The organism is Idiomarina sp. UBA3162, assembly GCF_002364475.1.
Classification (GTDB): Bacteria; Pseudomonadota; Gammaproteobacteria; order Enterobacterales; family Alteromonadaceae; genus Idiomarina.
Window position 1 is genome coordinate 72344 of the sequence record NZ_DEYI01000011.1, and the last position, 23491, is coordinate 95834.

23 protein-coding genes are annotated in these 23491 nt (G+C 47.7%); 19 read left to right on the forward strand and 4 right to left on the reverse strand.

Translation table 11 applies throughout. The features are described from left to right. The first annotated feature begins 19 nt into the window (after positions 1-19). A complete protein-coding gene (locus tag B2X00_RS01785) occupies positions 20-610 on the forward strand; it encodes a TetR/AcrR family transcriptional regulator (RefSeq protein ID WP_290485866.1) in 591 nt (196 codons plus the stop codon). Here the strand turns inward: B2X00_RS01785 and B2X00_RS01790 are convergent. Continuing rightward, positions 596-1789, reverse strand: coding sequence for a cyanate transporter (locus B2X00_RS01790; RefSeq protein WP_290485867.1), 1194 nt, complete (start codon positions 1787-1789; stop codon positions 596-598). The two genes, B2X00_RS01785 and B2X00_RS01790, sit on opposite strands and share 15 nt — an antisense overlap. Positions 1790-1919: 130 nt before the next feature. On the opposite strand from B2X00_RS01790, the gene gmk reads away from it, so the two are divergent. From gmk to B2X00_RS01810, 4 genes are all read left to right on the forward strand, one after another. Continuing rightward, entirely contained in the window at positions 1920-2546 is a 627-nt protein-coding gene (gene gmk / locus B2X00_RS01795; RefSeq protein WP_290485868.1) for a guanylate kinase, read from the forward strand. Positions 2547-2614: 68 nt separating this feature from the next. Then, positions 2615-2887: a DNA-directed RNA polymerase subunit omega gene (rpoZ, locus tag B2X00_RS01800; protein ID WP_006954443.1), complete on the forward strand. Its 273-nt coding sequence runs from the start codon at positions 2615-2617 to the stop codon at positions 2885-2887. Positions 2888-3058: 171 nt separating this feature from the next. Next, entirely contained in the window at positions 3059-5164 is a 2106-nt protein-coding gene (spoT, locus tag B2X00_RS01805) for a bifunctional GTP diphosphokinase/guanosine-3',5'-bis pyrophosphate 3'-pyrophosphohydrolase (RefSeq protein WP_071462082.1), read from the forward strand. A gap of 1 nt (position 5165) precedes the next feature. Beyond that, complete coding sequence (locus B2X00_RS01810; RefSeq protein WP_071462081.1) at positions 5166-5558, forward strand: RidA family protein; 393 nt, start codon at positions 5166-5168, stop codon at positions 5556-5558. 17 nt (positions 5559-5575) lie between these two features. Here B2X00_RS01810 and B2X00_RS01815 read toward each other — a convergent pair whose 3' ends face one another. After that, entirely contained in the window at positions 5576-6925 is a 1350-nt protein-coding gene (locus B2X00_RS01815; RefSeq protein WP_290485869.1) for a Na+/H+ antiporter NhaC family protein, read from the reverse strand. A 130-nt stretch (positions 6926-7055) separates the two neighbouring features. Here B2X00_RS01815 and B2X00_RS01820 point away from each other — a divergent pair, with 130 nt between their 5' ends. The 12 genes from B2X00_RS01820 to hemB are packed head-to-tail and all read left to right on the forward strand — an operon-like array spanning position 7056 to position 19346. Beyond that, positions 7056-8585: a bifunctional GNAT family N-acetyltransferase/carbon-nitrogen hydrolase family protein gene (locus tag B2X00_RS01820; protein WP_110574511.1), complete on the forward strand. Its 1530-nt coding sequence runs from the start codon at positions 7056-7058 to the stop codon at positions 8583-8585. Between the two features lie 9 nt (positions 8586-8594). Continuing rightward, a complete protein-coding gene (gene trmH / locus B2X00_RS01825; protein ID WP_290485870.1) occupies positions 8595-9287 on the forward strand; it encodes a tRNA (guanosine(18)-2'-O)-methyltransferase TrmH in 693 nt (230 codons plus the stop codon). Positions 9288-9290: 3 nt separating this feature from the next. Next, positions 9291-11366 (forward strand): ATP-dependent DNA helicase RecG, encoded by a 2076-nt coding sequence (recG, locus tag B2X00_RS01830; RefSeq protein WP_290485871.1) that lies wholly within the window; start codon positions 9291-9293, stop codon positions 11364-11366. A gap of 52 nt (positions 11367-11418) precedes the next feature. Beyond that, on the forward strand, positions 11419-12174 hold the full coding sequence (gene ubiE / locus B2X00_RS01835; protein ID WP_290485872.1) for a bifunctional demethylmenaquinone methyltransferase/2-methoxy-6-polyprenyl-1,4-benzoquinol methylase UbiE: 756 nt from the start codon (positions 11419-11421) through the stop codon (positions 12172-12174). Beyond that, entirely contained in the window at positions 12174-12767 is a 594-nt protein-coding gene (locus B2X00_RS01840) for a ubiquinone biosynthesis accessory factor UbiJ (RefSeq protein WP_290485873.1), read from the forward strand. Before ubiE ends, B2X00_RS01840 begins: the two co-directional genes overlap by 1 nt. A 9-nt stretch (positions 12768-12776) precedes the next feature. Continuing rightward, positions 12777-14429 carry a ubiquinone biosynthesis regulatory protein kinase UbiB gene (ubiB, locus tag B2X00_RS01845; RefSeq protein ID WP_290485874.1) on the forward strand — a complete coding sequence of 551 codons (1653 nt, stop codon included), beginning with the start codon at positions 12777-12779 and terminating at the stop codon, positions 14427-14429. A 7-nt stretch (positions 14430-14436) separates the two neighbouring features. Next, positions 14437-14682 carry a twin-arginine translocase TatA/TatE family subunit gene (gene tatA / locus B2X00_RS01850; RefSeq protein WP_290485875.1) on the forward strand — a complete coding sequence of 82 codons (246 nt, stop codon included), beginning with the start codon at positions 14437-14439 and terminating at the stop codon, positions 14680-14682. Positions 14683-14688: 6 nt separating this feature from the next. Continuing rightward, complete coding sequence (gene tatB / locus B2X00_RS01855) at positions 14689-15027, forward strand: Sec-independent protein translocase protein TatB (RefSeq protein ID WP_290485876.1); 339 nt, start codon at positions 14689-14691, stop codon at positions 15025-15027. Then, positions 15020-15742 carry a twin-arginine translocase subunit TatC gene (gene tatC, locus B2X00_RS01860; RefSeq protein ID WP_290485877.1) on the forward strand — a complete coding sequence of 241 codons (723 nt, stop codon included), beginning with the start codon at positions 15020-15022 and terminating at the stop codon, positions 15740-15742. Before tatB ends, tatC begins: the two co-directional genes overlap by 8 nt. A 15-nt stretch (positions 15743-15757) precedes the next feature. Next, positions 15758-16558: a TatD family hydrolase gene (locus tag B2X00_RS01865; protein WP_290485878.1), complete on the forward strand. Its 801-nt coding sequence runs from the start codon at positions 15758-15760 to the stop codon at positions 16556-16558. Then, a complete protein-coding gene (locus B2X00_RS01870; RefSeq protein ID WP_290485879.1) occupies positions 16555-18339 on the forward strand; it encodes a sensor domain-containing diguanylate cyclase in 1785 nt (594 codons plus the stop codon). The genes B2X00_RS01865 and B2X00_RS01870 overlap by 4 nt, the downstream gene beginning before the upstream one ends. A gap of 5 nt (positions 18340-18344) precedes the next feature. Then, the gene (gene hemB, locus B2X00_RS01875) at positions 18345-19346 is read left to right on the forward strand and encodes a porphobilinogen synthase (protein ID WP_290485880.1); all 1002 of its coding nucleotides are present in this window, start codon (positions 18345-18347) and stop codon (positions 19344-19346) included. Here hemB and B2X00_RS01880 read toward each other — a convergent pair. Beyond that, positions 19332-20270: a Ppx/GppA phosphatase family protein gene (locus tag B2X00_RS01880; RefSeq protein WP_290485881.1), complete on the reverse strand. Its 939-nt coding sequence runs from the start codon at positions 20268-20270 to the stop codon at positions 19332-19334. The two genes, hemB and B2X00_RS01880, sit on opposite strands and share 15 nt — an antisense overlap. A 1-nt stretch (position 20271) precedes the next feature. Continuing rightward, positions 20272-21537, reverse strand: coding sequence for an ATP-dependent RNA helicase RhlB (rhlB, locus tag B2X00_RS01885; protein WP_290485882.1), 1266 nt, complete (start codon positions 21535-21537; stop codon positions 20272-20274). 93 nt (positions 21538-21630) lie between these two features. Here rhlB and trxA point away from each other — a divergent pair, with 93 nt between their 5' ends. Further along, positions 21631-21957 carry a thioredoxin TrxA gene (gene trxA / locus B2X00_RS01890; RefSeq protein WP_071462065.1) on the forward strand — a complete coding sequence of 109 codons (327 nt, stop codon included), beginning with the start codon at positions 21631-21633 and terminating at the stop codon, positions 21955-21957. Between the two features lie 264 nt (positions 21958-22221). After that, positions 22222-23490 carry a transcription termination factor Rho gene (gene rho, locus B2X00_RS01895; protein WP_006954424.1) on the forward strand — a complete coding sequence of 423 codons (1269 nt, stop codon included), beginning with the start codon at positions 22222-22224 and terminating at the stop codon, positions 23488-23490. The last annotated feature ends 1 nt before the right edge of the window (position 23491 follow it).

Here is a 23491-nt window from a genome sequence, read left to right on the forward strand (position 1 = left end):
TCATTCTTAGGGAAGGAAAATGGCTAGAACACCACAATTTGATAGGGATATTGCACTCAACAATGCCATGCTTTTGTTTTGGAAACAGGGCTACCACGCAACATCAATGAAGGATATTGAATATGCGTTGGATATGCGTCCAGGTTCAATCTATGCGGCCTTTGGTAACAAAGAGTCGTTATTTAATGAAGCACTGAGAACTTACGGCGAGCGACTTATCGATCAGTACACAGCGTTATTGTTTGAAGGCTCAGATGTAATGGACGGCTTCCGCCAAGTCATGATTACTATGGTGGACGAATGTGGTCAGAACAAGCCGAGCATGGCGTGTATGATCGTAAAGAGCATGCTCGAATTGCATACCCTTGATGATGCAGACGCATCAACAGCGATTAATTATATTGATCGGTTCGAGAATCTATTCAAAGAAGCGTTCCTACTGGCAAAAGAGCGTGGCCAGTTAAACGCCTCGGCTGATCCAGAGCGCCTGGCGTTGTTGTACCAAGCGACGCTAATCGGCGTAACGACGTATGCTCACCGTGGTTTAGATAAAACAGCTCTGAATCATTTGGTTGAGGATGCATTGTCGCGTATTTTACCGCTTAACTAAAAATGCGTCGCTGTAGCCTGCAGGACGAAAGCGCGTCGTCATAATTAGAATGACGACGCCTACTAAAATATGAAACGCCCAACCCAACTGATAATTGCCGCTTAAATCTCGAAACGCTCCAGTGACGAGCGGCATAATACTCGCAAATATAAATCCAATACCTTGCATGAACGAAACCAGTCTGCCTGACTGTACCGGGTCTTCGATATGATCGAGTGCCATGACAATACACAGCGGGAACGCACCACCCAAACCGAAGCCACACAGCGCAGACCACAACCAAGGTGCTTGTTCTGGCAGCCAGCATAACCCTGCAAAACCAACCATTTGTGTAATCACAGCTAATGCTAACCACGGACGCCGATCCATGCTGCGTGATAGCGTTGGCAAAATCAGCGCACCCATTACTTGAACTAAAGAGAATAGTGCGAGTAGATTACCGGCTTGCTGGGTGGTCCAGCCATATTCACCATAAAACGGAGCAATCCAAGCGATAAAACCAGCGTAACCTGCATTAACTAAGGCAAAGTAGGCGCCTAATAGCCAGCTGCGAGGATATTTAAACGCTTTAAGCAGTTCATTTCGTGGCGGGATGTCGGCTCTTGGCACACGGTTGGCAGGGGCCAACCACAACGCTAACGTCATGATTGCGAGAATCGCCCAACTGGCGAGCGCGATGGAGTGAGAGTCAAAGTGAGTATCCAGCCAAGGTGTTAACACTGCGCCCAATGCAGCACCGCCCATGAGCGCGGCTGACCAAACGCCGGTCATGGCACCCAGTCGATGTCGGAATTGTTGTTTAGTTAATTCGGGAATAATAATGTGCAATAACGCAATGCCGAAGCCACCAATGACTGCGCTTATCACAAGCGTCGTCGCTGAGGCGGGCCACGCGCGAATAGACAGACCAGCGATAAGGACAAGTAAGCCCGCAGCGATACCCTGTTGGTAGCCGAGCGCTCGCGTCATCCTGCCTGCAAACAGCGCAAGCATACCAATCATCATGATGGGAATCGTGGTCAGTAATGAGAAGCTACTGTAGGGCATGCCTGAGGCGGCCTGTAAGTCCTGAGTGAGCGGACCTATCGAGGTAAGCAATGGGCGTAAATTTAATCCTAAAAGTATCAATAGGAGAATCGCAAACCAAACACGTGTATTGCCTTGCTGTGTGATGCTCATGGCGTCCTTGGCATTATTTAAAAGCGTTTATGATACTGATTTCGGCATAAAGAGTGAATGTTAACTTTTTCCAAATCTCGCTGCCCGTGTTATTCTTGCTCCCCATATAAAGCAAGGTACTGTGTTTTTTATGGCAAATCACACTGGCAATTTATTTATTATTGCAGCGCCAAGCGGCGCAGGCAAATCGAGCCTGATCGGCGCTTTGTTGAATAAGCATAATGATGGTTCAATGCAGGTTTCGGTCTCTTGCACCACCCGAGAGCCCCGTCCAGGCGAACATGACGGCGTGCACTATCACTTTTTATCGGTGTCAGGATTTGAGGAAAGAATCGAGAAAGGTGAGTTTTATGAGTGGGCAAAAGTCTTTGATAACTACTATGGCACTTCAAAAAAAGTGATAGAGGAAGGCTTGGCAGCAGGCATCGATATTTTCCTTGATATTGACTGGCAGGGCGCGCAGCAAGTGCGTGAACACCATCCTGACACCTGCTCTATTTTTATTATGCCGCCGTGTCTAGCGACTTTAGAGCAGCGCCTTAGGCGCCGTGGACAAGACAGTGATGAAGTCATAAGTAAGCGGATGGCAAAGGCTCAAGCAGAAATGTCTCACTATCATGAATTTGATTACTTGTTGGTGAATGATAATTTTGACGAGTCGTTAGCGCAGCTTGAACACATTGTTTTAGCCCAGCGTAATGCAATGGCTGTGCAGCAAGAACGTCACAAAGCTGTGATAAACGAATTACTTGGCTAATTGCGCTTATTTCCGTATAATTATTAGCCTTTCGAAGAATTTCACTCAGGTTGGATGGAGAGTAGAGCATGGCTCGCGTAACTGTAGAAGACGCTGTTGACCGCGTAGGTAACCGTTTTGATTTGATCTTGCTTGCTGCACGCCGAGCGCGTCAGCTGTCAGTCCAAGGCAAAGATCCATTGGTTGAAACAAAAAACGAGAAACCCACGGTTATCGCTTTACGCGAGATCGAGCAGGGTAAAATTGATGCTGATCGCTTGGATGCAGAAGAGCGTGCGGCGCAGCAAGAAGCAGACGCCGAAGAAATGCGCGCAGTTGATGCGTTGCGTCGCGTAGAATAAGCTAATTATTAGCTAAAGGGCTCGCCCTTTAGCAGGATGAGTTCGCACTCATACTAAAAGCCAACGGTGTATTCCGTTGGCTTTTTTGTCTTTTGCTCTTATGCTGTCAGTAAGTATCGGTAGTTACCGTAGCAGAAACTTTGCCTAATCGCCCACAAATGGAGTCTTTCGGTGTATTTATTTGAAGGCCTGAAAAATCAAATAAGTGAGTATTTGCCAAGCGATCAAGTTGATCGTGTTGAACATGCCTTTAAAGTGGCCAAGGATGCCCACAGTAGTCAGAAGCGTAGTAGCGGTGAACCTTATATAACTCACCCTGTTGCGGTTGCCAGCTTACTCGCGGATATGCGCCTTGACCACGAAACCCTGATGGCAGCGCTGTTACACGATGTCATTGAAGATACCGAGATCAAGGAGGAGGACCTTGCCGAAATGTTCGGCTCGACCGTCGCTGCATTGGTCGAAGGGGTTTCTAAACTCGATAAGTTGCAATTCAACTCTAAGGAAGAAGCGCAAGCCGAGAACTATCGTAAAATGATCATGGCGATGACGCAGGATATTCGTGTCATTTTGATTAAGCTAGCCGACCGTACGCATAACATGCGAACAATACAGCACTTGCGGCCTGACAAGCGTCGTAGGATTGCCCGCGAGACATTAGAAATTTATGCCCCACTCGCGCATAGGCTGGGTATTCACGATGTTAAGAATGAGCTTGAACGGCTGGGCTTTTGGGCGCTGTTCCCTTGGCGTGCCAAGCTACTGGAGTCTGAAGTTAAAAAAGCGCGCGGTAACCGTCGCGAATTTATGGAACGGGTTCAACATGAAATCCATGCCAGACTCGAAGGGAATAGTATTAGCGCACGAGTGATGGGGCGTGAGAAGCACTTGCACAGCATTTACCGCAAGATGTTGAACAAAGAGCTGCGGTTTAATCAGGTGATGGATATCTATGCTTTTCGCGTCATTGTTGATTCGGTGGATACCTGTTATCGCGTGTTAGGCGCGCTGCATAACTTATACAAACCGATTGAAACACGCTTTAAGGACTATATTGCGATTCCTAAATCAAACGGTTATCAGTCCCTGCATACATCGCTAAAGGGGCCGCATGGCGTTCCTGTCGAGATTCAAATTCGCACGGAAGAAATGGACTTGATGGCAGATCGCGGGGTAGCTGCACACTGGCTTTATAAAAATAATGATGACTCGGGCACCACGGCGCAGGTAAGAGCGCGTAAATGGATGCAAAGTTTATTGGAGCTGCAACAAAGCGCAGGCAGCTCGTTCGAGTTTATTGAAAATGTTAAGTCGGATTTGTTCCCCGACGAAATCTATGTGTTTACCCCAGATGGGCGCATCGTCGAGTTACCTCAAGGCGCCACTGCCGTCGACTTCGCGTACGCAGTACATACGGATGTGGGCAATACGTGCGTGGGTGCTCGTGTTAATCATCGTACTTACTCACTGAGTAAACCGTTAGAGACGGGGCAAACCGTCGAGGTTAAGACCGTTCCTGGCTCACGCCCCAACATTGCATGGCTTAACTTTGTAGTTACTGGAAAAGCGCGCGCTAAAATCCGTCAATTTTTAAAAGGGCAAGAAGCTTCCGAGGCCGAGCATCTGGGCGAGCGTTTGCTGCGCTCCGCGTTAGGCTCTCTGAGCTATGATGAAATTCCTAATTCAGAGTTTGAACGTGTAATTGCTGAATTGAAATTAGAAACACGTGGTGAACTATTGAAGCAAATCGGTTTGGGCAACCTGATGTCGCTCGCTGTTGCAAAAAGACTCATGGGCGAATTGCAACCACTGAAAGATGAAAGCTTGAACCGTAAGAGTTTGTCGATCAAAGGTGCTGAAGGGTTGTTAGTCAGTTTTGCTAAGTGCTGTCGCCCGATTCCTGGCGACGACATTATTGCTCATGTCAGTCCTGGGAAAGGGCTGGTGATTCACCGACGTGAATGTAAAAACGTTCGTGGTCATGAAGATGAGCCGGGGCGTTACTTCCCAGTGGAGTGGGATAATAATCCAGAAGCCGAGTTTATTTCCGAGATTAGAATCGAGATTATCAACCATCAGGGCGCACTGGCTAAGCTGACTTCAGCTATTGCGACGACAGGTTGTAATATCGATGGTCTCAAAACTGAAGAAATCGATGCCAACATTTATTTTATTGATGTGGCACTGACTATTAAAAATAGAAAGCATCTCGCTGATGTGATTCGTCATATTCGTAAGATGCCTGATGTACAGCGCGTGACGCGCTTAAGGAAGTAAAATGTCTAAGGTAATCATTGCAACAGATAAAGCGCCCGCGGCGATTGGCACATACTCGCAAGCGGTAAAAATCGGTACCACAGTCTATCTTTCGGGTCAGATTCCGCTTGATCCTGAAACCATGGAGTTGGTATCTGAGGACTTTCAACATCAAGCCGAGCAAGTGTTTAAGAACTTAGCAGCGGTGTGTGAAGCCGCCGGGGGCGAGCTTCAGGATATGGTCAAAGTACAAATCTACTTAACTGATTTAGGTGAGTTTGCCATCGTCAATGAAGTCATGGCTCGCCACTTCAGCAAACCTTACCCAGCGCGCGCGGCTATTGGTGTGAAGCAGCTGCCAAAAGGTGCTCAGATTGAAATCGACGGTATTCTCGAATTACCAAGCACCAATTAATTTTTGATAGAAGCGGTCTAAGTGACCGCTTCTGTTTGCTCCGGTATACGATCCTCAAGTGGCTTGCGCCAAACAATAATCACTAAAGCGACTGCACCTAAGATAAAGCAATAGCCGGTATGGATACTTACCGACAATGGGGAAATACCGAAACTCGCCCCCATCAGTAATGCCTGCGCGCCATAAGGCAATACGCCCTGTACAACACAGGCAAAGATATCTAATAGGCTGGCGCTTTGGCGTGCTGCTAAATTACCTTTTTTAGCTAAGCGAGCACTGACTTCTCCCGCAAGTAAAATACTCACCGTGTTGTTCGCGACACACAGGTTTGTAAGTGACGTAAGGCCAGCGACGCCAAGCGCAGAAGAACGCTGTTTATGCTTGCTTAAACGGCTGGTGACCGCTTCAACGGCCTTGGCAAGGAAAGCCAAACCGCCCTGCTGACGGATCAAGCCCGAAAGCCCGCCTATCAGCAACGACAGCAAAAATATTTCCTGCATTGATGAAAAGCCATCGTAGATATCCTGACTAAACTTCACCCATTGGTAATCTACCGCAACCATGCCAAACGCAGCAGCCAATACGATACCGAGACCTAACACCGCAAATACATTTAAGCCCATTACTGCTAGCACAATGATGGCGAAGTAGGGAATACATAACCATAGGTTGGCTTCAGGAATGTTCAAAGGCGCGTTACTGGTGTCGTAACTCACTAACCAAAGCATTGTAATAATTGCGGCGGGAATCGATATTTTTAGATTCGCTTTAAACTTATCTCGCATACTACAGCCTTGGGTACGGGTGGCTGCGATTGTAGTATCGGAAATGATTGAGAGGTTATCACCGAACATGGCGCCACTGACCAATACCCCCGCCAGTAGCGGCAAACTGATATCGGTTGCTTCACCAATACCGAGGGCGACCGGGGCAAGGGCAGCCAAGGTGCCCATCGAAGTACCCATCGCGGTCGAGATCACGCCCGCAATAATAAATAGGCCCGGTAAGAGAAATGAAGCTGGGATAATACCTAAACCAAGGGCCACCATGGCATCAACACCACCGGTTGCCTCCGCAACGGTAGAAAACGCACCGGCTAATAAATAGATCATGCACATGGTGACAATGTTGCTGTCACCCACGCCCGCGACAAAGGTGGCGATACGCTCCTCGAATGCTTGTTTGCTTAGCAAAATGCCTAACGCGATCGCAGGCAAAATGGCGACGGGGCTTGGTAGTTGATAAAAGGCGTATTCCACACCCTCTGACTGAAAATAAATACCTGTTCCTAAAAACAGCGCGAGGAACAAAGCAAGTGGCAACAACGCCTTAGCGCTAGCGGGTTGCGCAGGAATTTGTGACGACATAAGTGACCCTTATGGTAATTCGGTATTTTTATTTGGACGTCCAGAAGTTTATATAGCTAACTGATGTGATGCAACCTTTATTAAAAACCGTGTACACTACTCGTATAGTAATTGGCGTAAAGAGGCAAGTATGAGCCCAGAAGAATTGCATCTTCAGATTCGTAATCTCCGATTAGATGATTACGAGCAGTTAAAAGAGTTAATGGATGCCATCTACACCGATATCGGTGGTGCGTGGAGCCGTTTTACCATCGAGAAGTTGATCAAAGACTTCGCCGAAGGACAGTTTTGCCTCGAAGATAATGGTCGCATTATTGGTGTGGCGTTGACCGTGAAAGTGGCCTATAACAAATTTTCGAACCCGCACACTTACGATGATTTGATTGGGCATCGCGAAGCCATTCTTAATGATAAGAAGGGCGATGCATTGTATGGCCTGGATGTGCTGATTCATCCAGACTATCGCGGCTACCGTCTAGGCCGCCGTCTCTATGATGCTCGTAAAGAACTGTGTCGCCAGAAAAACCTGCGCGCTATTCTTGCCGGTGGGCGTATCGTTAATTACCACAAGTACTCAAACGATCTGTCTCCGTCTCAGTACTTAGACAAAGTACAACGTCGTGAAATCTATGATCCGATCCTGACTTTCCAGTTAGCGAACGACTTTAGTGTGAAGCGCTTGCTCGGGAAGTACTTACCTGAGGACGAGCGTTCGCGTGGTTTTGCCACGTTATTGGAGTGGAATAACTTCCTCTACGATCCGTCAACAAATATGCTGAATACGCGCGTTCAAAATGTGCGTGTCGGTGCCGTGCAGTGGCAAATGCGATCAGTCGAGTCTGTTGATGAGCTTCTTCAGCAAGTGGAGTACTTTGTTGATGCGCTTTCGAGCTACCAGAGTGACTTTGCGGTGCTTCCGGAATTTTTTAACGCGCCGCTGATGGGGTTGACCGATCAGAGCCAACAGATGAATGCCATTCGTTTTCTCGCCGGTTTTACCGAGCGATTTAAACGCGAAATGTCGCAAATGGCCGTCAGTTACAATGTAAACATCATCACGGGTTCAATGCCGTTACAAGAGGGCGACAGTATCTACAACGTATCGTACTTATGTCGTCGCGATGGCTCAGTTGAAGAGCAGCGTAAACTGCATATCACTCCGCACGAGAAGCGCGACTGGGTCATTGAAGGCGGCGATGATGTGCGCGTATTCGATACCGATGCAGGGCGTGTCGGTATTTTGATTTGTTACGATGTCGAATTCCCTGAGTTGGGTCGCATTATGGCTGAAGAGGGACTTGAGATCCTGTTTGTGCCCTTTTGGACCGATACACGGAACGCGTATCTGCGAGTTCGACACTGTGCACAAGCACGTGCCGTTGAAAACGAGTGTTACGTAGTGATTTGTGGCAGTGTTGGTAACTTACCTGAGGTGGAAAGTTTAGACGTACAATATGCGCAGTCTGCTGTGTTTTCGCCGTCAGACTTTGCCTTCCCACACGATGCGGTGATGTCAGAGACGACTCCGAATACAGAAATGTTAATGTTCTCAGATTTGAATTTAGATGAGCTGCGTTATCTGCATCACGAAGGTTCAGTGACTAATAAAAAAGATCGTCGTACTGATATTTACGATGTAGTAAGAAAGCACAGAAGTTAAAGGCTATCAATGAGTCCAGAACGTTATCAACGCATTACCGAAATGCTGGCGTTTCGTCAGCCCGACTTAACTGTCGTCATGGAAGGCGTGCATAAGCACCATAACTTATCGGCGGTAGTGCGTACTGCGGACGCGGTGGGCGTCCATGAAATGCATGCCATATGGCTGAGCAGCAAAATGCGCGTGTCCGGTGGTACTGCTTTGGGTAGTCAAAATTGGGTTAACGTGCATCATCATAGCCAGTTAAACCCTGCGGTAGAGCAAATAAAGCAACAAGGTATGCAAGTCGTGGTGACTCACTTGTCTGATCAAGCGGTGGATTTTCGTGAAATCGATTACACCCAGCCCACCGCAATCTTGTTAGGTCAGGAAAAACACGGTGCGACGGAAGAGGCGCTGAAAATTGCCGATCATCACGTTAAGATTCCAATGGTGGGTATGGTGCAGTCGCTGAATGTCTCAGTCGCAGGTGCAGTGATGCTTTACGAGGCACAGCGTCAGCGAGAGCAAGCGGGCATGTATGACGCTATGCGCTTAAGTGATGCCGAACAGCACCGCGTATTGTTTGAAGGGGGCCACCCAATTTACGCCAAAGCCTGCAAACGCAAGGGACTACCGTATCCACCACTAGATGAATACGGGCAAATTGTCGCGGATGACGAGTGGTGGTTAGCCATGCGCGCAGCTAAAAAGCGAGCTTAGTCAATGCAGCCTCTCAGCAAAATTCCACTGACCACGCTCAAAGGGGTCGGCGATAAAGTCGCTAAGAAGTTGGAAAAGCTGGGCTTGGTGACGGTCAATGATGCGATCTTTCATCTACCTGCACGGTATGAGGATCGCACACAGATTTACCGAATTGCTTATGCGCGTCCTGGGGTGGCAGGTCACTTTCAGGTAACCGTCGATAATGCGGACATTAAATATGGTCGCAAGCGTATGTTGGTGTGCCGAGTGCGAGACGAGACCGGCACCATGACATTGCGCTTTTTCCAGTTTAGCGCCGCGCAACTAAAGCAGTTCAGTGCTGGCACCTCGTTATTAGTCTTTGGCGAAGTGCGGGCGGGGCTTAGCGGTCTTGAAGTGATTCATCCCGAATATCGTGTACTTTCTTCATCCGACGCGATTGAGTTGCCCGAGACGCTGACGCCTATCTACCCCACCACTGAGGGCGTGTATCAGGCATCTTTGCGTAAGATTATTGACCAAGCGCTCTCTTATGTGACCGGACGAGCGCTGCCTGAGTTATTGCCTGAGTCCCTTCAGCCCCACGATCTATCTTTGGTCGAGGCACTCAAAACACTGCATAACCCACCCAAGGATGTCGGTCTCGCACAACTTGAACAGGGGTCACATCCTGCACAACAGCGGTTAGCAATGGAGGAATTGATTGCTCATCAGGTTAGTTTGTTGCAGTTACGCGAAAAACGTCAGCAAGAGCGTGCACATGCGCTGAATGCGGAGCCACGCTTACAAAGTGAATTTTTACAACAACTGCCGTTTAAGCCGACGTCTGCTCAGCAGCGCGTATTGAGTGAGATTCATGCGGACCTCGCGCAGAATCAGCCGATGATGCGTCTTGTCCAAGGTGATGTGGGATCGGGAAAAACGCTTGTGGCGGCGCTTGCCGCATTAGCCGCTATCGAACAAGGTCATCAAGTGGCGATTATGGCGCCCACAGAAATTCTCTCAGAACAACACGCGCTGACGTTTGAGCAATGGTTTGCCCCCCTGGGTATTGAAGTCGCCTGGTTGAGTGGTCGCAGCAAGGGTAAGGCGCGTCAACACACGTTAGAGCAGCTTGCGAACGGGAGCGTTCAGCTCATTGTGGGAACTCATGCATTGTTTCAAGCCGATGTACACTATCACTCACTCGCGTTAGTTATTATTGATGAACAGCACCGTTTTGGTGTGCATCAGCGGTTACAATTACGAGAGAAAGGTGTACAAGCGGGCTTTCAACCGCATCAATTAATTATGACAGCCACACCGATTCCGCGAACGCTGGCGATGACTGCTTATGCTGACTTAGCTACTTCAGTGATTGACGAGTTACCACCGGGGCGCACGCCGATCACAACAGTGGCCATCCCAGACACACGACGTGATCAGGTGATCGAGCGTGTACGCGACGTGTGTACTCACGAAGGTCGACAAGCTTATTGGGTCTGTACTTTGATTGAGGAATCTGAGGTATTGGAATGTCAGGCGGCTGAGGACACTGCAACGGAGTTACAAGAACAGCTTGATGGGTTGACGATAGGGCTCGTGCATGGACGAATGAAAGCCGACCAAAAGGAAGCAGTGATGTCACGCTTTAAAAGTGGTGACGTCGATTTATTGGTCGCCACAACGGTGATTGAGGTGGGCGTTGATGTACCCAATGCATCCTTGATGATTATTGAGAACCCAGAGCGGCTTGGATTAGCCCAGTTGCATCAATTACGAGGACGTGTCGGACGGGGTTCGGTCGCCAGTCATTGCGTTTTATTGTACAAAACGCCGTTATCGAGAACCGCAACAGAGCGTTTATCCGTACTTAGAGACAGTAATGATGGTTTTGTTATCGCACAGCGCGATATGGAGATCCGCGGATATGGCGAATTACTTGGGCAGCGTCAAACCGGACTGACTCAGATGAAAGTCGCCGACATTGAACGTGATGAGGTGTTGATACCTGAGGCTCAAGCGGTTGCAGAGGAACTTATCAGGGATTATCCCAATACTGTCAATGCGTTGATTGCGCGCTGGTTACCGCGGCGAGATCATTACGCGCAGGTGTAGTATTACAGCAGTGACGCCCGTACAATAGGGTAAAAAGTTGTTAGGAAAAATTATGTCAGATAAACACGAAGATGGAATCGACTTTGGCTACCAGCGCGTGCCAAAGGATGCGAAAAAGGGCCTCGTTGCCAATGTATTTAACTCAGTGGCAGCCAAGTATGATGTTATGAATGACCTCATGTCGATGGGGATCCACCGTGTTTGGAAACGCTATACCATAGACTGCAGTGGTGTACGTAAAGGCATGAAAGTGCTCGATATCGCCGGTGGCACGGGCGATTTAACGGCACAGTTCTCGCGTCGTGTCGGAGATACCGGCGAGGTTGTGTTGGCTGACATTAACGATGCTATGTTAAAGGTCGGACGTGACAAATTACGCGATAAAGGGATAGTTGGTAACGTAAATTGTGTACAAGCAGACGCAGAAAACCTGCCTTTTGCTGATAATAGCTTTGATATTGTGACTATTGCTTTTGGTTTGCGAAATGTGACGGATAAGCCAGCTGCTTTACGATCAATGTTACGGGTATTGAAGCCAGGCGGTCGTTTACTGATCTTAGAGTTTTCCAAGCCAACAACAGCGACGCTGAATCAGCTTTACGACTTTTACTCATTTAATATTCTGCCCAAAATGGGCCAGTTGGTGGCCAACGATGCAGATAGTTACCAGTATTTGGCTGAGTCGATTCGTATGCATCCTGATCAAGAGACACTGAAACAGATGATGTCAGAAGCAGGCTATGAAAACGTCGACTATCAAAACTTGACGGGCGGTATTGTCGCACTTCATCGAGGATACAAATTTTAATGATTTGGCAATTGATTCCGTGGATGGTGCTTGAGCGCACTATCAATGCACTGTTGCAGCAGGACCCGAATTCAACCGAGCGATTAAATCAGTTGGCGGGTAAGCATTTTCGATTTAGCTTCAAAGAGCTACCCTTTGATATCAATATCGCTGTGCACACCGACGGACTCAACTTAAGCTCTGTTGATGATGGCGGTGAATTGGATTGCCATGTCAGAACGGAACTCGGCGTGTTACCGGAGTTAAGCGATACGGCTAATCTTACACGCCTTATCAAAGCCGATAAACTGGATATTGATGGCGACCCCATGCTAGCGCAGCAATTGGTTAATTTGGTTAAAGCGCTGGATATTGATTGGGAAGCCAAACTAGCGGAGAAACTCGGTGACGGTATGGCGCACCGTATCAGCGCCCTATTTAAACAGAGTCGTGAGCGCTTTCAGCAACAAAGTGAAATGCGTCAACGTTGGCTCAAAGGTGTGCTCACAGAAGAAAAGCAAGTGCTTCCTAACCGTTTGGAATTCGAATTATTTAAAGACGATGTGCAGGCTTTGCGTGCGCAAATTGAGCGACTTCAGCGAAAATTAAAGTAGAGACCCAGCATGCGCAGTAAACGTATATATCGCATTGCAAAAACCTTTTTAAATTACGGTTTGGATGACTTAATTCCGGCACGTTGGCTACCGTGGTATCTGCGTTTTGGGCGCCATATGATGTTTTGGTGGCCTAATAAGCATAAAGAAAAATCTGCTGGCGAACGTTTGCGTTTAGCACTGGAATCGCTGGGCCCTGTCTGGGTTAAGTTCGGTCAAATGTTATCCACTCGGCGTGACTTACTCCCCCCTGATATCGCATTAGAACTGGCCTATCTGCAAGATCGGGTGGCGCCATTCGATGGCCATGCAGCGCAACGTATCATTGAAAAGTCGTTGGATATTGAGCATATCGGTGAGTTGTTTCAAGACTTTGCGGTTAAGCCATTAGCGTCTGCATCGATTGCACAAGTACATACCGCTAAGCTAAAACAAAAAGATGGTGAGCTCAAAGACATCGTCATTAAGGTGATTCGTCCAGACATACGTGAGACGATTAACGCTGACTTGGAGCTGATGGAGTCGCTTGCTGCCGTATTAGCGCGGCATTTGCCCGATGGACGTCGATTAAAACCGAAAGAAGTGGTACGAGAATATCGTAAGACGTTATTGGATGAATTAGATTTGTTGCGTGAAGCAGCCAACGCTATTCAGTTAAAGCGCAACTTTGAGGACTCTGAGTTACTTTATATCCCCACGGTTTACAGCGATTTAAGTCGTAAAAACGTGATGGTAATGGAGCGTATCGACGGGATCCCTGTCAGCGAAGTCGATATGTTGAAGGCACGCGGCGTGGATATGAAAAAGTTAGCCGAGCGTGGAGTCGAAGTGTTCTTCACACAAGTGTTTCGCGATAGCTTCTTTCACGCGGATATGCATCCAGGCAATATTTTTGTCGCCAAGGATGACCCGACGTATCCTCGGTACATCGGTATTGATTTTGGTATCGTCGGCACCCTCAATCGTGAAGATAAACGTTACTTAGCGGAAAACTTCCTCGCCTTTTTTAATCGCGATTACCGTAAAGTGGCTGAGCTTCATGTGGATTCGGGGTGGGTGCCACGAGAAACAAATATCGAAGAATTTGAATCAGCGATCCGAACGGTGTGCGAACCCATATTCGAAAAACCTCTCGCGGAGATTTCATTCGGGCATGTGCTAGTTAATCTTTTTAATACCGCCCGTCGGTTTCAGATGGAAGTACAACCCCAGTTGGTACTTTTACAAAAGACCTTACTATATATCGAGGGGTTAGGTCGCCAGTTGTATCCTGAATTGGATTTATGGAAGACCGCTAAACCGTTTTTAGAGCGTTGGATGAATGAGCAACTAGGATGGCGAGCGGTGGTGCGCTCAGTGAAGGAAAACGCGCCTTATTGGGCTGAGAAACTGCCGGAGCTTCCGAACCTATTGTACGATGGGCTGCGCTCTCAACAACGTATTCAAGAGCAACTGGAACGACACCGCGTTGAGCAATTAATGACGCAACAGCAAGCGGCCACCAGTCAGTTTTGGACTATTTTGACGGCAAGCGGGGTTGTCAGTTCGGTATGGTTAATTAGCCAAGGTACTGCTGCTTGGGCGCTTGGTTCTGGTATACTTACCGTAATGGTTGGATTAAAAGCGTGGCGCGCGCGCCCTCAAATTAAGACAAAGGAATAGGTGAATTATGAGTCCAGGTCCTTGGCAATTACTGATTTTATTACTCATTATCGTGCTACTTTTTGGTAGTAAGCGCCTACGAAATCTCGGTTCAGACGTTGGCAGTGCTGTGCGCGGCTTTAAAAAGTCAGTGAGCGACGACTCTAAAAAGGATGAAGACGCAAACGAAGACGATGAGCCAACTAAAAACCTGAATCAAAACAAACAAGCGGACAGCACAACCAGCGAATCCGAGAAAGATAAGAACGCCTAATTTTTTATGTTCGATATTGGATTTTGGGAGTTGCTGGTCATTATCGTGGTCGGCCTATTAGTGCTGGGACCCGAGCGCTTGCCATCAGCTTTGCGCGGCGTTCAGCGCGGCATGGCAAAAGTGAAGGCGTTCTCTCAAAACGTACAAAATGAACTTGATCATGAACTCAGAGTTAAAGAGTTACATGAGCATTTGCGAAAGTTCGAACAAGAAGGCAAAGACTTTCACGAATTGAGTCCTGAGTTACAGCGCTCAATCGTTGAGTTACAAAATGCCGCAGCCGACGTTCAGCGCCCTTACCAAGCGGCAGAAGAATCTGACTCTGAGCCTAAAAAGCATGACTGATTCGCCCCTCCTTAGTCACCTGATCGAACTTCGCAAACGCTTGCTCAGAGCTGTCATCGCAGTGGTGGTCGTGTTTGCTGCGTTAGCTTATTTTGCTAATGACCTATATCGTTTACTGGCTGACCCGCTCATTCGGTACTTGCCAGAGGGTTCGCAGATGATCGCGACTAATGTCGCGGCACCTTTCTTCACGCCTTTCAAGCTGACTTTTGTCGTCGCGTTCGCGTTAGCAGTGCCTATTATTTTATGGCAAATATGGGCCTTCATTGCGCCAGGGCTGTACAAAAAGGAAAAGCGTTTTGTCGTGCCATTATTAGCCAGTAGTACATTGCTGTTCTATCTCGGTATCGCGTTTGCGTACTTCGTTGTGTTGCCATTAGCAATGAGTTTTTTTATGGCAGCCGCCCCTGACGACATTCAGGTTGCTACGGATATCTCAAATTATCTCGACTTCGTTCTAGCAATATTTATTGCCTTTGGTATCGCCTTCGAGACACCGGTAGCTATCGTGCTTCTGATATGGTCTGGTGTTACCAACCCAGCGAGTTTACGTAAGAAAAGACCTTACGTTATTGTTGCGGCTTTCACCATCGGTATGTTGTTGACACCCCCAGACGTTATCTCACAAACGCTAATGGCGATACCAATGTGGCTATTGTTTGAGCTTGGTCTTATTATTGGAAGCTGGTATAAACCCAAATTGAACGATAATTAAATTAAAGTGGGCTCTATGGAATGGTTTGATGCGGGCGTGAATCTGACACACGCTCGACTTGATCGCCAACTTGAATCAGTCATCGAAAGGGCGCAGAATGCAGGTGTCCTTAACCAGCTTGTGATAGCCACCAATTTACGTGAGGCTCAATCAGCACTGGAGTTATGCCAGCGTTTTCCTGACTCATTACATATGACGGTAGGGGTTCACCCGCACGATGCTGATGACGCGCCCCATGACTTACAACAACAGCTTTTACAATTAGCTCAGTCGCCTTATGTTAAAGCCATAGGTGAGTGTGGCCTTGATTTTAATCGAAATTTCTCGAGTCCAACGAATCAGCAGCGTGTTTTTATTGAGCAAATTGAAGTTGCTAATGAGCTCAATCTTCCGCTTTATCTGCACGAGCGCGAAGCGCTTAAAGAACAGCTGAGTATACTCGATCGTTATGCTTCCCCTGGATTACCGCGTTTAACCCATTGTTTTACGGGTGGGCGCATCGCCGCAGATGCTTATAATGAACGTGAACATTGGTTTGGTCTAACGGGCTGGTTGTGCGACGAGCGCAGAAACCATGAATTATTGACAGCATTACCGTGGCTTCCGAAACAAAGGACAGTACTTGAGACTGATGCGCCTTTTCTACTACCTCGGAATATTCGTCCACGGCCTCGCGATAATGAGCCCGCGTTCGTACCTTATATTGGCGAGGTCTTAGCTACGCATTGGGATTTAAGCGTGGCTGACGTCGCAAAGTTGACTACCGCTAATGCACACCGCCTGTTTAACCGCGACAAGATGTTGAGTCAAGCATGAGTCGCTGGTCCTCGATCGTTGTTTTCTTAGTTGTTATTGCCGCGACCATCCTATGGTTCGCTTTTTCATCGCTAACGATGGATCAGAGGCGCAGTTCAGAAATATTAGATATTAAGTACTTCAGTACGCCGGCTGCTTTAACGTTAACGGATGTTGAGGCACGTTCTGACTCCGATTGGCAGAAGCTGAGTGGCGCGCGAGGCTCATTTGGCTATACCGATGAACATTACTGGCTTAAGTTCAGTATCGATGAAGCAGATTATGATCGGGTCCTATATATTGCCTACCCTCTACTCGACGCCATTCACATTTATTGGCGCACGCGTTCGGAGCTGGTTGAGTATCAACTAGGGGATAAGCAGCCCTACTTTGAACGGCCGATATTAATCTCGGACTTTGCTATCCCTATTGCGGAAGCTCAACAAGGTGAATTCTTCATTGAGGTAACAACCTCAAGCTCCATGCGTGTGCCAGTCGCATTGATGTCCGAGACCGATTTTTTTGATGCCAAGCTACAACGTCGTCTTATAGAAGGCCTGTATTTTGGCTTACTGTTTTGTATGACGGTGTACAATTTATTCGGTTTTCTTGCTTCGCGTGAGCCAGAGTTCGGCATATATTCCTTGTACACAATTTTTTTTGGCGGCTTGATGCTGAGTCTCGATGGTCTCGGGTTCCGCTATTTATGGCCCGATTGGTTGTATCTACAAGATAAAGGAATACCGATATTTGGTAGTTTGACATTGTTGATGGCTGCCCTGTTTGCTTATCAACTATTACGTCTGAAAAATTATCGCCGTACCCTCGCAAGAGGGTTATTCATTATGGCTGGACTCGCAATACTCAGCCTGGCTATAGGTGCCTTTAGCAGTTATCAGGTAGGCATTCATGCACTGCTTGCGTTGGCTGTACCCGGTTGTCTCTACTTGCTAATAATTGGCGTGTACTTGTGGAAAAAAGGCCTCGTTTATGCACGCATGTTTACGATTGCTTGGGGGGCTCTACTACTCTCTGTGATGGTTAATTCACTCGGATACCTTGGCATAATCGACAGTATGTTTATCCAGCGTCACGCCATTATGCTCGGTTCTGCACTCGAAATCCTGCTGCTGTCTTGGGTGCTTGCCGTGCGCTACAACGAGCAGAGACGTGAAAGGTTGCTCGCTCAACAACGCTATAATGAAGAGCTTGAAACGCGTGTAGAGGAGCGCACCTTCGAGCTGGAAATTACCTTAAAAGAATTACAAGAGGTGAATAACGAGCTTGAACAACGCAACTTAGAGGATCCGCTGACTGGACTGAATAATCGCCGTTATTTTAATCAGCAATTAGAGCGTGAATACCGTCGCAGTCGCCGTAATCAAAAACCGATGTGTTTAATCATGGTCGATATCGATCGTTTTAAGGCGGTCAATGACACCTATGGGCACGGTGTAGGTGATGACATTCTACAGGCAATAAGTAAAGAGTTATGCAAACAAGCTCGGCGTCCGACTGATGCGGTGTGTCGCTATGGTGGCGAGGAGTTTGCGTTCATTCTTGCGGAGACCGATTTAACAAACGGTGTCGCGTTTGCAGAGAAGTTGGTAGCTCATATACGACAGTGTGTGTTCTCGACACGTGACGGTGAACACTCAATTACTATCAGCGCTGGAGTTGCAGCGATAGATAATACGCGCGATCATAGTGTGCATGATTTATTTACTGCGGCAGACTCGGCGCTATACAAAGCCAAGCGCGAGGGCCGCGATCAAGTTGTAACAACGTCCATTGAGGAGTAACCGTCATGTCGACGAATGGCAATTTTCCACGCACGCGTATGCGCCGCAATCGCGTATCTGATTTTAGACGCCGGTTGGTCGCAGAGAACTCGCTCACGGTAAATGACTTAATTTATCCCGTGTTTGTTTTAGAGGGAGAGCAGCAACGCGAAGCAGTGCCCTCGATGCCCGGTGTGGAACGTAAGTCCATTGACTTGTTGCTTGATGAATGCGCTGAACTGGTAGAGCTTGGGGTTCCACTGGTGGCGTTATTTCCCGTTACGCCCGCGTCAGCAAAGTCAGAAATGGCTGAGGCTGCATATGACGACGATGGTCTTGCTCAGCGCGCAGTACGCGCAATTAAAGCCAAATTCCCACAGTTAGGTGTGATGACCGATGTCGCACTCGATCCGTTTACCATTCATGGGCAAGATGGCATTATCGACGAGTCGGGTTACGTATTGAATGACATCACCACTGACGTATTGGTCAAACAAGCGTTGTCGCATGCACGGGCAGGCGCTGACATGGTCGCGCCCTCAGACATGATGGATGGACGAATTGGTGCTATCCGCGACGCGCTAGAGCGTGAGGGTTTCTCGAACACACAAATCATGGCTTATTCAGCGAAATACGCCAGTGCATTTTATGGGCCTTTCCGGGATGCAGTGGGATCAGCGGGTAACCTTAAAGGTGGTGACAAGAAAACCTACCAAATGGACCCGGCCAACCGTCTTGAAGCGTTGCATGAGATTGCCCTAGATATCGAAGAGGGTGCTGACATGGTAATGGTCAAACCCGGTATGCCGTACCTGGATATTGTTCGAGAAGTGAAAGACCAGTTTAAGGTACCGACATTTGCTTATCAGGTGAGCGGTGAATACGCGATGTTGCAGGCTGCGATTGAAAACGGTTGGTTAGCAAACGATGTCGTGCATGAAAGTTTGCTCGCATTTAAGCGCGCAGGAGCCGATGGCATTCTCACCTACTTCGCTAAACAAATTGCGCGCGAATTAGCGCAGCGCTAATTGTTCATTTGGCTGACTAATCTCAGCCAGCAAGCCTTCTCGTAAAGCGCCATTGGTTATCTCAATGGCGTGAATACCTAGCTGCTCCACAAGTGTGGCCAGAATCACTAACCCGCCCAAAAAGATAGGCTTGCGATCGTCGCGTAGACCGAACAGCTTTAAGTTGTTCACTGTGCCTGCTTGGACGCATTGTGAAACTAGGTCAGAGAGGTACTGGCCGTCGATCCGATCATGCTGGTTTGCCTGAGCGATTTCGTACACTGCTCTGAACGTGCCCGATGCACCTATGACGCGTGTCCAACCAAGGCGTTTAAAGGCGTCTTGGTAGTGGCTGAGTTGATTTCGCACTTGTGCTTGCGCGGATTCGATACGACTTCGCGTGATAATACCTTCAGGAAAATAATTATTTTGAAATACGACACAGCCCATATCAAAGCTATGTAATAGTTTGGGTGTTCTATCATGGCCCGCAATCACTTCCGTACTTGCACCGCCAATATCAATGACCAACGTGTCGCCTCGGCTGCGTGCTGTTGATGTCACGCCCGCATATATTAATTCGGCCTCGCGTAAGCCCGTAATAATCTCAATAGGAAATTTTAATGAGGCTTCGAGCGCTTGCAATACATCGGCTTGATTATTTGCTTGACGCATCGCAGCTGTGGCGACGGCTTTAATGGTACCTGCGCCGAACTGAACGATCTCATCATGAAACAGACTCAGGCATGCTTTAGCGCGATCGATGCCTTGTTGGCTAATATTTCGAGAGGCATCAAAGCCATCTGCTAAACGCACTTTTTGTTTAACGCGTTTAATAATACGAGGAGATTCAATACCGCCGCGCGTTACCATTTCGGCTAAAAGTAAGTGAAAACTGTTGGAACCTAAATCAATGGCAGCAATGCGGCGGCTATTTGAGGTCATGTTAGTTCTTAGGACCTCTGTGCTTGTTATTGCGATTGCGGTTACGATTGTTAGGGTGAGGTCCGCGGCGACGGCGATGTTGATTTCGAGGACGTTTCAAGTCCGTCAAAATCGCAGTCTCATCATACTTGGTTACTGGAATAGCATGCCCGATATAATCTTCGATAGCGGGTAGATTATAAACATACTCTTCGCAGGCTAAGCTAATGGCAGCCCCACTCGCACCCGCGCGACCTGTGCGTCCAATACGGTGTACGTAATCTTCGCAGTCATCAGGTAAGTCGAAATTATAAACGTGGGTTACCTCTGGGATATGAAGTCCACGCGCTGCCACATCAGTGGCTACTAAAATATCGAGATGACCTTCGGCAAAATCATCTAAAATTTTCAGGCGCTTCTTCTGCGGTACGTCGCCGGTTAACAAGCCCACTCGATGTCCGTTAATTTCGAGCCATTGGTGAACCTTGTCACATCCATGCTTGGTGTTTGCAAACACAATAGCGCGATCAGGCCAGTCTTCCTCAATCAACGTCAGCAACAGCGGCATCTTGTCGTACTTAGACGGATAGAATAGTTCCTCCGAAATACGCACACCGGTTTTTTGTTGAGGCTCTACTTCGACTTTGGTTGGTGCATTCATGTGTTCATACGCCAGCTCCTGCACACGATAAGATAAAGTCGCAGAGAACAACAAGTTGAGTCGCTCACTCGGGTCTGGCATGGCTTTCAGTAAATACCGGATGTCGTTGATAAAGCCCAAATCGAACATGCGGTCAGCCTCATCGAGCACCACCACTTCGATATTACTGAGTGGGAATAGGCTTTGTTTGTAGAAGTCAATGATACGACCTGTGGTACCAATGATGATGTCCGGCTTGTCGGCCAATTGCTGTTGTTGTGCCTCGTAACCCTCACCGCCATAGATGACTGCTGTTTTGAGACCACAGCTTTGCGTTAAGATGTTTGCATCGTTAGCAATTTGTATCGCAAGCTCACGTGTCGGCGCCATAACAATGGCTCGAGGGCCCTGCTCAGACGATTTTTGCGATTGCATTAATCGGTTGAAAGTTGCCAACAAAAATGCCAAGGTTTTGCCAGTGCCTGTTTGGGCTTGACCTGCAACATCTTGATTAGCGAGCGCTACCGGTAGGCTAAGTGCTTGAATGGGTGTACAATTTTCGAATCCTGCAGACGCAAGTGCCTGTTGGATTTTTTCATGCAAACCCAGCGTTTCGAATCGAGTTTCAGTTAAATGTGTTTTATTCATAGGTTATAAGCATATCAGTTTGCGCTTGTAATCAAAAACAGAAATAATATCATCATACACACATTAGTCGCGAAAAGAGTAGCGGAGATTAACATGAGTGACGTAATTGTTCAGCTTAGCGATGACAGCTTTGAAGCGGATGTCATCAATTCTGATAAACCTGTATTAGTAGATTTTTGGGCCGAGTGGTGTGGCCCATGTAAGATGATCGCACCTATTTTGGACGACATCTCTAAAGACTACGAAGGTCGTTTGACCATCGGCAAGCTGAACGTAGACCATAACGATCAGACTCCACCAAAATATGGTATTCGTGGCATTCCCACGTTGCTGTTGTTCAAAAACGGTGAAGTGGTTGCAACCAAAGTAGGTGCGTTGTCTCGAGCTCAGTTAACTGAGTTTCTTGATCAACACATCTAATTGATCGTAAAAAACGGCGTCCATGACGCCGTTTTTTAATTTTTATGGCCTAAAAACTGGACGAATCCGAAGTTTGGTGTTAGGTTTTGCTCATTAACTGAGCATCGAGGCAATGTGCGCTAGTCATTGCACGCAAAATAAGTCTTTCTTGACTCGATTTCCAACCGCTCGGAATCCAAATTTCAAATTTTAATGTAACCCTAACTTATAACCTAAGCGAGTCCTTACCGACTTTGTGATGAATCGATAATTCGAAACCCTCCTATGAATCTGACTGAACTTAAAAATAAACCTGTAAACGAATTAGTAGAACTAGCCGATAGCATGGGCCTTGAAAACATGGCTCGTCTGCGTAAACAAGATATTATCTTCGCGATTTTAAAGGCGCACGCCAAAAGTGGTGAGGATATATACGGCGGTGGTGTCCTAGAAATATTGCAAGATGGCTTTGGCTTTTTACGCTCAGCCGATTCTTCATATCTCGCGGGACCCGATGACATTTATGTCTCGCCGAGTCAGATCCGACGCTTTAATTTACGCACCGGTGATACGATTGGCGGTAAGATCCGTCCTCCGAAAGACAGCGAACGCTACTTTGCTCTACTAAAAATCCGTGAAGTTAATTTTGATAAACCAGAAAACTCACGTAATAAGATCCTTTTCGAAAACCTGACGCCTCTTCATGCGAATGAGCGCTTCCATCTTGAACGTGGTAACGGCAGTACTGAAGACATTACTGCACGCGTGCTCGATTTATCAGCACCTATCGGTAAAGGTCAGCGTGGTCTTATCGTTGCACCACCTAAAGCGGGTAAAACCATGTTGCTGCAGAACATCGCAACGTCGTTAGCAGCGAATCATCCTGAAGCCGAACTCATCGTATTGCTGATTGATGAGCGTCCAGAAGAAGTGACTGAGATGCATCGCTTGGTAAAAGGTGAAGTCGTTGCATCGACGTTTGATGAACCAGCAAACCGTCACGTGCAGGTTGCGGAAATGGTCATTGAGAAGGCTAAGCGCCTAGTTGAACACAAGAAAGATGTGGTTATCTTGCTCGATTCAATCACGCGTTTAGCGCGTGCTTATAACACCGTGATTCCTAGTTCAGGTAAAGTCCTGACTGGTGGTGTTGATGCCAATGCGCTGCATAAGCCTAAGCGTTTCTTTGGTGCTGCGCGTAATGTTGAGGAAGGTGGTAGCTTAACCATTATTGCGACGGCGTTGATTGATACCGGCTCGAAGATGGATGAAGTGATCTACGAGGAGTTTAAAGGTACTGGTAACATGGAGTTGCATTTGAACCGTAAGCTGGCGGAACGTCGTGTGTTCCCTGCTATCGACTTCAATCGCTCGGGTACTCGCCGTGAAGAACTTCTAACCTCACAAGACGAACTACAGAAGATGTGGATACTACGTAAGATTATGAACCCGATGGGTGAAGTTGAGGCCATGGAATTCTTAATCGACCGTCTGCAAATGACCAAAACCAATGACGAATTCTTTGAGTCGATGAAGCGTCAACGCAATAGCTAAC